11 protein-coding genes, 2 tRNA genes and 1 rRNA gene are annotated in these 11,789 nt (G+C 63.7%); 13 read left to right on the top strand and 1 reads right to left on the bottom strand.

Going from position 1 to position 11,789, the window contains the following annotated elements:
- The first annotated feature begins 40 nt into the window (after positions 1-40).
- From trpB to G471_RS0100025, 10 genes are all read left to right on the top strand, one after another.
- The gene (trpB, locus tag G471_RS0100070) at positions 41-1,246 is read left to right on the top strand and encodes a tryptophan synthase subunit beta (RefSeq protein ID WP_028993503.1); all 1,206 of its coding nucleotides are present in this window, start codon (positions 41-43) and stop codon (positions 1,244-1,246) included.
- 79 nt (positions 1,247-1,325) lie between these two features.
- Positions 1,326-2,144 carry a tryptophan synthase subunit alpha gene (trpA, locus tag G471_RS0100065; RefSeq protein ID WP_028993502.1) on the top strand — a complete coding sequence of 273 codons (819 nt, stop codon included), beginning with the start codon at positions 1,326-1,328 and terminating at the stop codon, positions 2,142-2,144.
- Positions 2,141-3,013, top strand: coding sequence for an acetyl-CoA carboxylase, carboxyltransferase subunit beta (gene accD, locus G471_RS0100060; protein WP_028993501.1), 873 nt, complete (start codon positions 2,141-2,143; stop codon positions 3,011-3,013). The genes trpA and accD overlap by 4 nt, the downstream gene beginning before the upstream one ends.
- A complete protein-coding gene (gene folC / locus G471_RS0100055) occupies positions 3,010-4,317 on the top strand; it encodes a bifunctional tetrahydrofolate synthase/dihydrofolate synthase (RefSeq protein ID WP_028993500.1) in 1,308 nt (435 codons plus the stop codon). Before accD ends, folC begins: the two co-directional genes overlap by 4 nt.
- Before the next feature lie 3 nt (positions 4,318-4,320).
- Positions 4,321-5,040, top strand: coding sequence for an SPOR domain-containing protein (locus G471_RS0100050; RefSeq protein WP_028993499.1), 720 nt, complete (start codon positions 4,321-4,323; stop codon positions 5,038-5,040).
- On the top strand, positions 5,037-5,528 hold the full coding sequence (locus tag G471_RS0100045; protein ID WP_028993498.1) for a CvpA family protein: 492 nt from the start codon (positions 5,037-5,039) through the stop codon (positions 5,526-5,528). Before G471_RS0100050 ends, G471_RS0100045 begins: the two co-directional genes overlap by 4 nt.
- A gap of 13 nt (positions 5,529-5,541) precedes the next feature.
- Positions 5,542-7,092 (top strand): amidophosphoribosyltransferase, encoded by a 1,551-nt coding sequence (gene purF / locus G471_RS0100040; protein ID WP_028993497.1) that lies wholly within the window; start codon positions 5,542-5,544, stop codon positions 7,090-7,092.
- The gene (locus G471_RS0100035; protein ID WP_088177937.1) at positions 7,092-8,273 is read left to right on the top strand and encodes an O-succinylhomoserine sulfhydrylase; all 1,182 of its coding nucleotides are present in this window, start codon (positions 7,092-7,094) and stop codon (positions 8,271-8,273) included. The genes purF and G471_RS0100035 overlap by 1 nt, the downstream gene beginning before the upstream one ends.
- 52 nt (positions 8,274-8,325) lie before the next feature.
- Entirely contained in the window at positions 8,326-9,600 is a 1,275-nt protein-coding gene (locus G471_RS16220; RefSeq protein WP_081700047.1) for a DEAD/DEAH box helicase, read from the top strand.
- Positions 9,601-9,679: 79 nt separating this feature from the next.
- Positions 9,680-9,753, top strand: a tRNA-Thr gene (locus G471_RS0100025).
- Here G471_RS0100025 and G471_RS18110 read toward each other — a convergent pair.
- Positions 9,720-10,553, bottom strand: a complete 834-nt coding sequence (locus G471_RS18110; RefSeq protein ID WP_051295186.1) for an IclR family transcriptional regulator — start codon at positions 10,551-10,553, stop codon at positions 9,720-9,722. The genes G471_RS0100025 and G471_RS18110 overlap by 34 nt on opposite strands.
- 94 nt (positions 10,554-10,647) lie before the next feature.
- On the opposite strand from G471_RS18110, the gene G471_RS0100015 reads away from it, so the two are divergent.
- The 3 genes from G471_RS0100015 to G471_RS0100005 form a co-directional block, all read left to right on the top strand.
- Entirely contained in the window at positions 10,648-11,265 is a 618-nt protein-coding gene (locus tag G471_RS0100015; RefSeq protein WP_028993494.1) for a nucleotide-binding protein, read from the top strand.
- Positions 11,266-11,335: 70 nt separating this feature from the next.
- A tRNA-Met gene (locus G471_RS0100010) sits at positions 11,336-11,412 on the top strand.
- Positions 11,413-11,718: 306 nt separating this feature from the next.
- A 16S ribosomal RNA gene (locus G471_RS0100005) occupies positions 11,719-11,789 on the top strand; the annotation flags it as partial.

Genomic DNA, 11,789 nt, shown 5'->3' with positions numbered 1-11,789 from the left:
TTCGCCGGTTCCCGTTCACCCATTTTCCAGGAGTTTCGCCATGTCCCAATCGCAATACAATTTTCCCGACGCCAGCGGCCATTTCGGCCCCTACGGCGGCGTCTTCGTTGCCGAAACGCTGTTCGGCGCGCTCGATGAGCTGAAGGCCGCCTACGCTGCGGCCCAGGCCGACCCGGCCTTCCGCGCCGAGTACGATTACGAGCTCAAGCATTTCGTCGGCCGTCCGTCACCGATCTATCACGCCAAGCGCCTGTCCGAGGTCTGCGGTGGCGCCCAGATTTACTTGAAGCGCGAGGATCTGAACCATACCGGCGCGCACAAGGTGAACAACTGCATCGGCCAGGCCTTGCTGGCCAAGCGCATGGGCAAGCCGCGCGTCATCGCCGAAACCGGCGCTGGCCAGCACGGCGTCGCCACGGCGACGGTTGCCGCCCGCTACGGTTTCGAGTGCGTCGTCTACATGGGCAGCGAGGATGTGCGTCGCCAGGCGGCCAACGTCTATCGCATGAAGCTGCTCGGCGCCACCGTGGTACCCGTCGAGTCCGGCTCGAAGACGCTGAAGGACGCGCTCAACGAAGCGATGCGCGACTGGGTCACCAACATCCACAACACCTTCTACATCATCGGCACGGTCGCCGGTCCGCACCCGTATCCCATGCTGGTGCGCGACTTCCAGAAGATCATCGGCGAGGAATGCCTCGAACAGATGCCGGAAATGGCCGGGCGCCAGCCCGATGCGGTGATCGCTGCGGTCGGTGGCGGTTCCAACGCGATGGGCATCTTCTACCCCTACATCGACGTGCCGGATGTCCGCCTGATCGGTGTCGAAGCCGCCGGTTCCGGCATCGAGACCGGCATGCACGCCGCTTCGCTGACCGCCGGCGTCCCCGGCGTGCTGCACGGCAACCGCACCTACCTGCTGCAGAACGAGGACGGCCAGATCATCGAGACGCACTCGGTTTCCGCCGGCCTCGACTATCCCGGTGTCGGCCCGGAACACGCCTGGCTGAAGGACATCGGTCGCGCCGAATACCAGCCGATCAAGGACGGCGAGGCGCTCAAGGCCTTCCACGACCTGTGCCGCCTGGAAGGCATCATCCCGGCGCTGGAGTCCAGCCACGCCATCGCCTACGCGATGAAGCTGGCGCCGACACTGGCCAAGGACAAGATTCTGCTGGTCAACCTCTCCGGCCGGGGTGACAAGGACATGCACACCGTGGCCGAGAAGTCGGGGATCGTGTTTTGATGCCCCCACGCTCATTTCATTCGCTGCCCCCCGAGGGGGCGCTGGCCTCCTTTGGGGCGGCCCGGCAGGAGTCCGTCTGATGTCGCGCATCCAAAAAACTTTCGCACGCCTCAATGGCGAGGGCCGCAAGGCACTGATTCCCTTCATCACCGCCGGCGATCCCGATGCCGACCTGACCGTGCCGCTGATGCACGCCCTGGTCGAAGCCGGCGCCGACATCATCGAGCTGGGGGTGCCCTTCTCCGACCCGATGGCCGACGGCCCGACCATCCAGCGCGCGTCCGAGCGGGCGCTGGCCAAGGGCATGAGCCTGCGCAAGGTACTGCAACTGGTGACCCGCTTCCGTACCGAGGACGATAAGACGCCGGTGGTGCTGATGGGCTACGCCAATCCGATCGAAGCCATGGGCCTGACGACGTTCGCCGAGAAGGCCGCGCAATCGGGCGTCGATGGCGTGCTGGTGGTCGATTATCCGCCGGAAGAGGCGGAGAAATTCGGCGCGGCGATGAAGGCGCAGGGCATGGATCCGATCTTCCTGATCGCGCCGACTTCCAGCGCCGAGCGCATCGCCCACACGGCGAAGATCGCCAGTGGTTATGTCTATTACGTGTCGCTGGCCGGCGTGACCGGTTCCGGCGCGCTGAATGTGGAGGCGGTGGCGCAGAAGCTGCCGCTGATCCGTGAACAGACCGGTCTGCCGGTCGGTGTCGGCTTCGGCATCCGTGACGCGGCGACCGCCGCGCGCATCGCCGCGTTTGCCGATGCCGTCGTTGTCGGCAGCCGGATTATCGAAGAAATCGAGAAATCAACCGCGAACGGTGACAACAGTTCGGCCTGCGCCAACGTCAAGGCGCTGGTTGCCGAGATCCGTCGCGGTGTGGATGAGGTGAAAAAATGAGCTGGCTGACCAAACTGCTACCCCCGAAGATCAAGCGCGAACAGGGCGCCCAGCAGCGCCGCGGCAATCTGCCCGAAGGCCTGTGGAGCAAGTGCCCGGCCTGCGAGGCGGTGCTCTACGCGACCGATCTGCAGAACAACCTGCAGGTCTGCCCGAAGTGCGGCCATCACCATCGCATCAACGCCCGCCAGCGTCTGGACCTGCTGCTCGATCCGGAAGGCCGCTTCGAGATCGGTGCCGAGGTGGTGCCGGTGGACAGCCTCAAGTTCAAGGATTCGAAAAAGTACCCGGATCGCCTGATGGATGCCAACCGCGATACCGGCGAAAGCGATTCGCTGGTGGTCATGCAGGGCGCGATCAAGAACATTCCGGCGGTTGCCGCTGCCTTTGAATTCGACTTCATGGGCGGTTCGATGGGTTCGGTGCTCGGCGAGCGTTTCGTGCGCGGGGTCAACGTCGCGATCGAGCAGAAGACGCCGTTCATCTGCGTTGCCGCTTCCGGCGGTGCGCGCATGCAGGAAGGTCTGTTCTCGCTGATGCAGATGGCCAAGACGACGGCGGCGCTGACCCGTCTGTCGCAGGTCGGCCAGCCCTTCATCTCGATCCTGACCGACCCGACCATGGGCGGCGTCTCGGCCTCGTTCGCCTTCGTCGGCGACGTCGTCATCGCCGAGCCGAATGCGCTGATCGGCTTCGCCGGCCCGCGCGTCATCGAGCAGACGGTGCGCGAGAAGCTGCCGGAAGGCTTCCAGCGTGCCGAGTTCCTGCTCGACAAGGGCGCCATCGACATGATCGTCGATCGCCGCGAAATGCGCGACCAGGTCGCGCGGACGCTGGCGCTGCTGCTCAACCAGCCGGCCGCCGCTTGAAGACTCTCGCCGACTGGCTGGTCCATCTCGAAGGCCTGCATCCGAAGGGGCAGGCCGGCATCGAGCTCGGCCTGGAACGCATCCGCCAGGTCAAGGCGGCGCTCGGCCAGGTCCAGCACTGCCCGGTGATCGTCGTCGGCGGCACCAACGGCAAGGGCTCGACCTGCGCCTACCTCGAGAACATCATCGACCGCGCCGGCTACAAGGTCGGCTGCTACACCTCGCCGCACATCCTCGCCTACAACGAGCGCGTCCGTCTGAACGGCGTGCCGGTCGACGACGCCGCACTGTGCACCGCCTTCGCCAAGGTCGAGGCGGCGCGACTGGCGACCGGCGTCGCCCTGACCTATTTCGAATTCGGCACGCTCGCCGCCTGGGAAGTCTTCGCCGCTGCCGGTGTCGAGGCGGCAGTCCTCGAAGTCGGTCTCGGTGGTCGTCTTGATGCGGTCAACGCCTATGAACCGGATGTTTCCATCGTCACCACCGTGGCGCTCGACCATACCGACTGGCTGGGGCCGGATCGCGAATCGATCGGCTTCGAGAAGGCCGGCATCTTCCGCGCCGGCAAACCGGCGCTGTGCGCCGACCCGCAGCCGCCGCAACGCCTGCTCGACCACGCCGCGGCGATTGGTGCCGACCTGCGCCTGGTCGGCCGCGACTTCGGTTTCGAACGCCCTGGCGCCGAGGCCGCCGAAAACCGCCTGCAGTGGCGCTGGTGGTGCCGTAGCGGCGCGCAGATCGTGCGCCGCTCGCTGGCCTACCCGGGGCTGCGCGGGCCGACCCAGTTGTTCAACGCCAGCGTCGCGCTGGCGGCGCTGGAAGCCATTGCCGACCAGCTACCGGTAACCATGCAGGCGATCCGCCCGGGCTTGATCGAAACCGAATTGAGCGGGCGCTTCCAGGTCGTTCCCGGCAAGCCGGCAATCGTCCTCGACGTTGGCCACAATCCGCAGGCGGTCAAGGTGCTCGCCGACAACCTCTCGAACATGGGTTTTTTCGACCGCACCCGGGCGGTACTCGGCATGCTCGCCGACAAGGACATCGCCGGCGCCCTGGCGCCGCTCAAGGATCGCGTCGACGTCTGGCATCTGGCCAGCCTGCCGGGGCCGCGCGGCACGACCGCCGCGGCGCTGGCGCAGATCGTGCGCGATGCCGGGGTCGGCGGCGAGATCGTCTGCCACGACACGCCGGCCGAGGCGATGCGGGCGGCCCGGGAGGCAGCCGGGGAAAGTGATAGAATCCTCGCCTTCGGATCGTTCTACACGGTGGCCGGCGCACTCGAAGCGCTGGGCAGGAAAGCCTGATTGATGGAAGACAACGACGTTCAGTTGCAGCTCAAGAAACGCGCCCGCCGCCGCCTGGTCGGTGCCGTCTTCTTCGTCTCGCTCGTCGCCCTGGTATTGCCGATGCTGATGGATCACGATCCGCGGCCACCCGTACAGGACGTCGAAATCCGCATTCCCGGCCAGGACGACAAACCGTTCGCGCCGGCGATGGTCGCCGTGCCGGTCGAAAGCCCGCCTGAAAAACCCGTGCCGACGAGTGAGGCGCCCGCCGCACCGGCAGCCCGCGTCGTCGAAGCCAGTCCGCCACCTGCGCCGGCCCCGGTGCCTGCGGTGGTCCCGCCGGCACCGGCCAAGCCTGCCGATAAGCCGGTGGTCAAAGCGCCGGAAAAACCGGTGGCCGAGAAAAAGCCTGAAGCGCCCAGCGCGGCGGCCAACGACGAGGCCCGCCGGGCAGCGGCGATCCTTGCCGGACAGTCACCGGCGCCAGCTCCTGCAGCGGCAGCGGCCGGGGCGCCGCATCTGATCCTGATCGGTGCCTTTGCCAACCAGGCCAATGTCGATAATTTGCGCAAGAAGCTCGGCGAGCAGGGTATCAAGACCTTCACCGAGCCGCTTGATTCGCCGCAGGGCAAGAAGATCCGCGTGCGCGCCGGCCCCTTCCCGAGCCGCGATGCGGCTGAAAAGGCACTGGAAAAGATGAAACGTATTGGCGTTTCCGGTGTCATTGCACCCAAGCCATGACCCTGTTCGATTACATTGCCGTGACCATTGTCCTGCTTTCCTTGGGCTTCGGCCTGTGGCGAGGCATGGTCAGCGAGGTCATCGCCTTGCTGGCCTGGGGCCTGGGCATTTATGCAGCATTCAGTTTTGGCCCCGAACTCGGCGCGATGCTGCCGGGCGGGATCGAGGATCCGACAGTGCGCGCGCTGATCGGTTGTACGCTGATCTTTGTCGGCGTGCTGGTGGCGATGGCGATTGTCCGCCTGCTCATCCTCAAGGCAGTGAAAGCTTTGGGGCTGTCGGTCTCCGACCGCCTGCTGGGCATGTTCTTCGGTCTGGCACGGGGCCTGTTGGTGACCCTGCTGCTGGTGGCGCTCGGTGGCATGACGGCCGCACCAAGCCAGCCTTGGTGGCGCGGCGCGGCGCTGGCGCCGCCACTGGAAACGGCTGTGCTGGCGATGAAACCGATGTTGCCACACGATCTGGCCAAACGTATTCGATTCAGTTAATCAGGAAAATATCATGTGCGGGATTCTCGGCGTCTTGGCCACTACTCCGGTCAATCAATTGCTGTACGACGGACTCATGGTGCTGCAGCACCGCGGTCAGGATGCGGCCGGTATTGCCACGGCGGAAGGCAATACCTTCCACCTGCACAAGGGGCCGGGGCTGGTGCGCGACGTTTTCCGCACCCGCAACATGCGGGCGCTGCCGGGTAACTGCGGTATCGGCCACGTCCGCTACCCGACCGCCGGCTCAGCCTACAACTTTGCCGAGGCGCAGCCTTTCTACGTCAATTCGCCGTTTGGCATCGTGCTCGGTCACAACGGTAACCTGACCAACGCCGAGCAGTTGAAGGAGGAGATGTTCCGCCTTGATCGCCGACACATCAATACCAATTCCGATTCCGAAGTCCTGCTCAACGTGCTGGCGCATGAACTGCAGTCGGCGGCACACGGTTATGAACTGGATGTGGACAGCATTTTCCAGGCGGTGGCCGGTGTCCATCGCCGATGCCGCGGCGCCTACGCCGTTGTCGCTATCATCGCCGGCTATGGGCTGCTCGCGTTCCGCGACCCGCACGGTATCCGTCCGTTGATCTACGGTCAGAACGAAACCCCGGAAGGCACCGAGTACCTGGTTGCCTCCGAGTCGGTGGCGCTGGATACCCTGGGTTTCCAGACCATCCGCGACATCGAGCCGGGCGAGGCGGTGTTCATCGACCTCAATCACCAGTTGCACACCCGCCAATGCGCCCAGCAGCCGATGTACGCGCCGTGCATTTTCGAGTACGTCTATCTGGCCCGGCCGGACACCGTGATCGACCGCGTGCCGGTCTACGAAGCCCGTCTGGCGATGGGCGAATTGCTGGCCGAGAAGGTCAGGACGGCGATTCCGGTGGACGAGATCGACGTCGTCATTCCGATTCCCGATTCCAGCCGTCCCTCGGCCATGCAGTTGGCGCATGTGCTGAACATTCCGTTCCGCGAAGGCTTCGTCAAGAACCGCTACGTGGGCCGCACCTTCATCATGCCTGGCCAGGCGATGCGCAAGAAATCGGTGCGCCAGAAGCTGAACACCGTCGGCCAGGAGTTCAAGGGCAAGCGCGTGCTGTTGGTTGACGATTCCATCGTCCGTGGCACGACCAGCCGCGAGATCGTCGAGATGGCGCGAGCGGCCGGTGCGGTCAAGGTCTATTTCGCTTCCGCTGCGCCGCCGGTACGTTTCCCGAATGTCTACGGCATCGACATGCCGACGCGTGCCGAACTGATCGCCACCGGTCGCAGCGACGCCCAGATCGCCGCCGAAATCGGCGCCGATGCGCTGGTCTATCAGGACATCGAGGCGCTCAAGCAATCGATCACCAAGCTGCGCGCCGACCTGACCGTGTTCGACGCCTCCTGCTTCGACGGTTGCTACATCACCGGCGATATCGACGACTATTATCTCGATGCCGTCGAGGGCAAGCGCAGCAAGAAACCTGCGAAGAGCGACGACAAGAACGAAGACGATGGCGACGGCCGCGAATCGCAGCAGATGGTGCTCGGTCTGGCCAACGGCGGGCAGGAATGATGGCTGGGTTGCCGAACTACCGTCCGGAAACGCTGGCCGTTCGCGCCGGCCAGGAGCGTAGCCAGTTCGGCGAGCATGCCGAAGCGCTTTACCTGACGTCGAGCTTCGTCTTCGGCAGTGCCGCGCAGGCAGCGAAGCGCTTCTCCGGCGAAGAGGAAGGCAACGTCTACGCGCGTTTCTCGAATCCGACCGTGACCATGTTCGAGGAACGTCTGGCGGCACTCGAAGGCGCCGAGGATTGCGTTGCCACCGCCAGCGGCATGGCGGCGATCATGGCGCTGTGCCTGGCGCACCTCAAGCAGGGCGACCACATCGTCGCCTCAAACAGCCTGTTCGGCGCCACCGTGCAGCTGTTCAACAACATCCTGTCGCGCACCGGCATCACCACCACCTTCGTCTCGCATACCGACCCGGCGGCCTGGGAAGCGGCGATCCGCCCGGAAACCAGGCTGTTCTTCCTGGAAACACCGTCGAATCCGCTGACCGAAATCGCCGATATCCGGGCGCTGAGTGCAATCGCTCACGCGCGCGGCATCCTGGTTGCGGTCGATAACTGCTTCTGCACGCCTATCCTGCAGAAGCCGCTGGAGATGGGCGCTGACCTCGTCGTCCATTCGGCGACCAAGTACATCGACGGCCAGGGGCGCGTCCTCGGCGGCGCCGTCTGCGGTCCGAAGAAACTGACCGAGGAAGTTTTCAAGTACCTGCGTACCGCCGGGCCGACGCTGTCGGCGTTCAATGCTTGGGTCCTGCTCAAGGGCCTGGAAACGCTGAAGATCCGGATCGAGGCGCAGGCCGCCAATGCTGCACGGCTGGCCCACTGGCTGGAAGCGCACCCCAAGGTCGCCCGCGTTTTCTACCCGGGACTGCCGTCGCACCCGCAATACGCGCTGGCGCAGACGCAGCAGGCCAGTGGTGGCGCCATCGTCTCCTTCGAGGTCAAGGGCGCCCGCGAGCAGGCCTGGACGGTGGTGGATAACTGCCACCTGCTATCGATCACCGCCAATCTCGGCGATACGAAGACCACCATCACCCATCCCGCCTCGACCACGCACGGCCGCATTTCCCCGGAAGCCCGGGCCGCCGCCGGCATCAACGAAGGCCTGCTGCGCATCGCGGTCGGCCTGGAAGCGGTCGAGGATCTGCAGGCCGACCTCGAGCGCGGCCTTTCCCTGATCTGATTTTCCGTGCGGGCACCCGGCTGTGGCCGGGCGTCCGCCTTTGGAGCTGTCCATGCTTTTTTCCGAACTCGGCCTGAAGGCCGAAATCCAGCGTGCCGTTGCCGAACAAGGCTACGACACGCCGACGCCGATCCAGCAGCAGGCGATTCCCGCCGTGCTCGCCGGCCATGACCTGATGGCGACGGCACAGACCGGCACCGGCAAGACCGCCGGCTTCACGCTACCCATCCTGCACCGCCTGGCCGGTGTTGCCAATGACCGCCTGACGCGCATCGCCAAGACGCCGCGCGTGCTGGTGCTGACGCCGACCCGCGAACTGGCGATCCAGGTCGAGGAAAGCGTGCGCACCTACGGCAAACACCTGCCGATCAATTCGCTGGCCGTCTTCGGCGGCGTCGGCATCAACCCCCAGATCGCCAATCTGCGCCGCGGCGTGGACATCCTGGTGGCAACACCGGGGCGACTGCTCGACCACGTTCAGCAGAAGACGGTTGATCTGTCGGCGATCGAGATCTTCGTCCTCGACGAAGCTGATCGCATGCTCGACATGGGCTTCATTCGCGACATCCGCAAGATCATCGCGCTGCTACCCAAGCAACGGCAGAACCTGCTGTTCTCGGCGACCTTTTCGCCGGAAATCCGCGAACTCGCCGCCGGCCTGCTCAACCAGCCGGTGTCGGTCGACGTCGCGCCGCGTAACACGGCGGCCGAGACGGTGACCCAGAAAGTCATCGAGACCGACCGCGAGCGCAAGAAGGAGCTGCTCTGCCACCTGTTCCAGACGCATGGTTGGCACCAGGTGCTGGTCTTCGCCCGGACCAAGCACGGCGCCGACGCGCTGGCGCGGACGCTGGACAAGGCCGGCATCAAGGCGGCGGCAATCCATGGCGACAAATCGCAAGGGGCGCGCACCCGCGTCCTTTCCGAGTTCAAGGAAGGCAAGCTGGTCGCGCTGGTCGCCACCGACATCGCGGCGCGCGGCATCGACATCGACGCACTGCCCTACGTGATCAATTACGAGCTGCCCAACGTGCCCGAGGACTACGTCCACCGCATCGGCCGTACCGGTCGCGCCGGCATGGTCGGCGAGGCGATCTCGCTGGTCTGCCACGATGAGCGGGCTCAGCTAAAGGACATCGAGAAGCTGATCAAGCGGACGCTGGATCGTGTTGCCATCGAAGGCTTCGAACAATCGGCGGTGGCCAAGCCGCGGCCGCCGCAACCGCCGCGCGGGCCGCGTCGGGATGACTCCCGGGCAAGAGCGGGCAATGGTCAGCGTGGTGCGGGCAAACCGTCCGTCCATCCCAGCGGAAAGCGTCACCGCTGAAAAAAGAAGGTCTCCCAAATGGGGAGACCTTCTTTTCCTTCCTCGGGTGCTGATCGGCTATAATCTCGGCCCGACTTCAGCCCCCATAGCATGAAGGTCGTGCAGTTGATTTGTAATCATCAGGTGTTGGTTCGATTCCGACTGGGGGCACCATCATTGTTGATACTGCCGTAGCCAAGTCGGTGCGACAGATCAGCGGCTGCCTGCTGCATGGCGCGGGCGGTCGGGCTGTCCCATTCCACGTCGAACTCCCCGACCGAACCCAGTGAAGTGATGGCGGCGACCATGCGTTCGCTGTGATCGTATACCGGCGCACTGAAGCCGTTGATGCCGGGGGTCAGGCTTCCGGTGGCGCGGGAAAGTCCGCGCTCGCGGATTTCGGTCAGCGTCTTTTCCAGTTGTCGGCGGCACGTGCCAATGGCCGTCTTGCTTGACAGGGCCTGCTCATGCAACTCCTCGTCAATCATTTTCTTGAGGAAGGGCGAGCGATAGAATGCGGCAAAGGCGCGGCCGGTGGCCGAGCGGCTGAGCGAGAGAACTGTGCCCGGGCGCAAGGTAATCGTGATCGGGCTGCCGGCATCCACGATCCGGACGATGGTTGCCCCATGTGTTCCCCAGACAGCCAGTGCGACAGTTTCATGAATCGTTTCGCACAGCGAATCGAGCACGGGGCCGGCCAATCTGACCGGATCCAGTCTGCCGAGTCCGGAGAGTCCAAGGTCAAGTGCGTAGGCGCCGAGATCGTAACGGCCGGTGCCGGCATCCTGCTCGACGATACCGATGCGCATGAAGCTGACCAGGTAGCGATGTGCTTTGGCCGCAGGCATGCCAGCCCCCTTGGCGATGTCGCGCAACATCATTGATCGATTGTTCTTGGCAAGTACGTCGAGCAGGCGAAAGCCGACCTCGATGGATTGGATGCCTTGTCGTTCGCTGGCTACTTTTGTGATCATGGTGCGTGTGCCGAATCAAAGTCCATATTCTATGCATCTATGACGCCCTTGCGTGCGGCAATATAATTGCACCTCCAATATAGAGGGAGGTGGTATGCGGGCTGTTCTCGTGGCAAATCCCAAGGGTGGGGCGGGTAAGACCACCTTGGCGACGAATCTCTCCGGTCATTTTGCCAATCAGGGCAAGGTGACAACGCTGTGTGATCTCGACCGGCAGCAATCGGCATTGCGCTGGATGGCTTTTCGCGATCCCTCGCTGCCGGCGGTGACTGGCTACTATGGCGGCAATCAGATATCCCTGAGTCTGCCGCGCGAAGCCGACTGGGTCGTTGTCGATGCGCCGGCTGGGCTGCAGGGATACAAACTCACCGATTACATTCGCGCCGTCGATCGAGTCGTTGTTCCGCTGGTGCCTTCGGTCTTCGATATGGCGGCCACGGAAGACTTTCTCAACTCCATTCGTAGCGAAATCCGCGGCCAGCGCGCCAAGGTCGCAATTGTCGCGATGCGTGTTGATCCGCGCACCAGGGCGGCGGCAATGCTGGAAGAGTTCCTCAAACATTTCGACCTGCCCATCGTTGCCTATCTCCGGAATACACAGAACTACGTCAATGCAGCCGCTGCCGGGGCGACAGTCTTCGATCCGCCGCGGGCGCGCAATAAGAAGGACGTCGAACAGTGGAGAACCCTGCTGGAGTGGCTGGAGAATTAAATTCCATTAATTTGCTTCGAGGGGTTGACGAGGGGGCGGAAGCTCTGCATAATTCGGCCTCTCTGACGGACGCGGGGTGGAGCAGTCTGGCAGCTCGTCGGGCTCATAACCCGAAGGTCGCAGGTTCAAATCCTGCCCCCGCAACCAGCGAAGGTTGTTGGTGTAAGCGGAAGTCAGAGAATGTAGTGAAGCAGTGAGGTGAAAGAAATTTTGCTGAAGTGCTTGACGGAGGTGAGGAAGTGTTACATAATCTCGCTTCTCTGCTGCAGACGAATTGATGTGTTGATTTGGCGCGGCGATGCTCTTTAAAAGTTTGGACAACCGATAGGTGTGGGTGTCTTGATGCAGTGGTTTCGGCCACGAAATGTATTAAGGCAAACGCACTAAATAAGATGGAGAGATCCATCGAGGTAGAGAAATCTACCGTCAGTGAATTTGCGAGTTTGTTGGATTGAACTGAAGAGTTTGATCCTGGCTCAGATTGAACGCTGGCGGCATGCCTTACACATGCAAGTCGAACGGCA

The sequence above is a fragment of the Azonexus hydrophilus DSM 23864 genome (assembly GCF_000429605.1).
Lineage (GTDB): Bacteria > Pseudomonadota > Gammaproteobacteria > Burkholderiales > Rhodocyclaceae > Azonexus > Azonexus hydrophilus.
Note: the sequence above shows the minus strand (reverse complement) of the source record. Positions and strands in the feature narration are given on the sequence as shown.

What these genes read in the sequence shown, in the direction of transcription:
- trpB (WP_028993503.1), top strand. Translation starts at nt 41, where the DNA reads ATGTCCCAATCGCAATACAATTTTCCCGACGCCAGCGGCCATTTCGGC.
- trpA (WP_028993502.1), top strand. Translation starts at nt 1,326, where the DNA reads ATGTCGCGCATCCAAAAAACTTTCGCACGCCTCAATGGCGAGGGCCGC.
- accD (WP_028993501.1), top strand. Translation starts at nt 2,141, where the DNA reads ATGAGCTGGCTGACCAAACTGCTACCCCCGAAGATCAAGCGCGAACAG.
- G471_RS0100050 (WP_028993499.1), top strand. Translation starts at nt 4,321, where the DNA reads ATGGAAGACAACGACGTTCAGTTGCAGCTCAAGAAACGCGCCCGCCGC.
- G471_RS0100045 (WP_028993498.1), top strand. Translation starts at nt 5,037, where the DNA reads ATGACCCTGTTCGATTACATTGCCGTGACCATTGTCCTGCTTTCCTTG.
- purF (WP_028993497.1), top strand. Translation starts at nt 5,542, where the DNA reads ATGTGCGGGATTCTCGGCGTCTTGGCCACTACTCCGGTCAATCAATTG.
- G471_RS0100035 (WP_088177937.1), top strand. Translation starts at nt 7,092, where the DNA reads ATGGCTGGGTTGCCGAACTACCGTCCGGAAACGCTGGCCGTTCGCGCC.
- G471_RS16220 (WP_081700047.1), top strand. Translation starts at nt 8,326, where the DNA reads ATGCTTTTTTCCGAACTCGGCCTGAAGGCCGAAATCCAGCGTGCCGTT.
- G471_RS18110 (WP_051295186.1), bottom strand. Translation starts at nt 10,553, where the DNA reads ATGATCACAAAAGTAGCCAGCGAACGACAAGGCATCCAATCCATCGAG.
- G471_RS0100015 (WP_028993494.1), top strand. Translation starts at nt 10,648, where the DNA reads ATGCGGGCTGTTCTCGTGGCAAATCCCAAGGGTGGGGCGGGTAAGACC.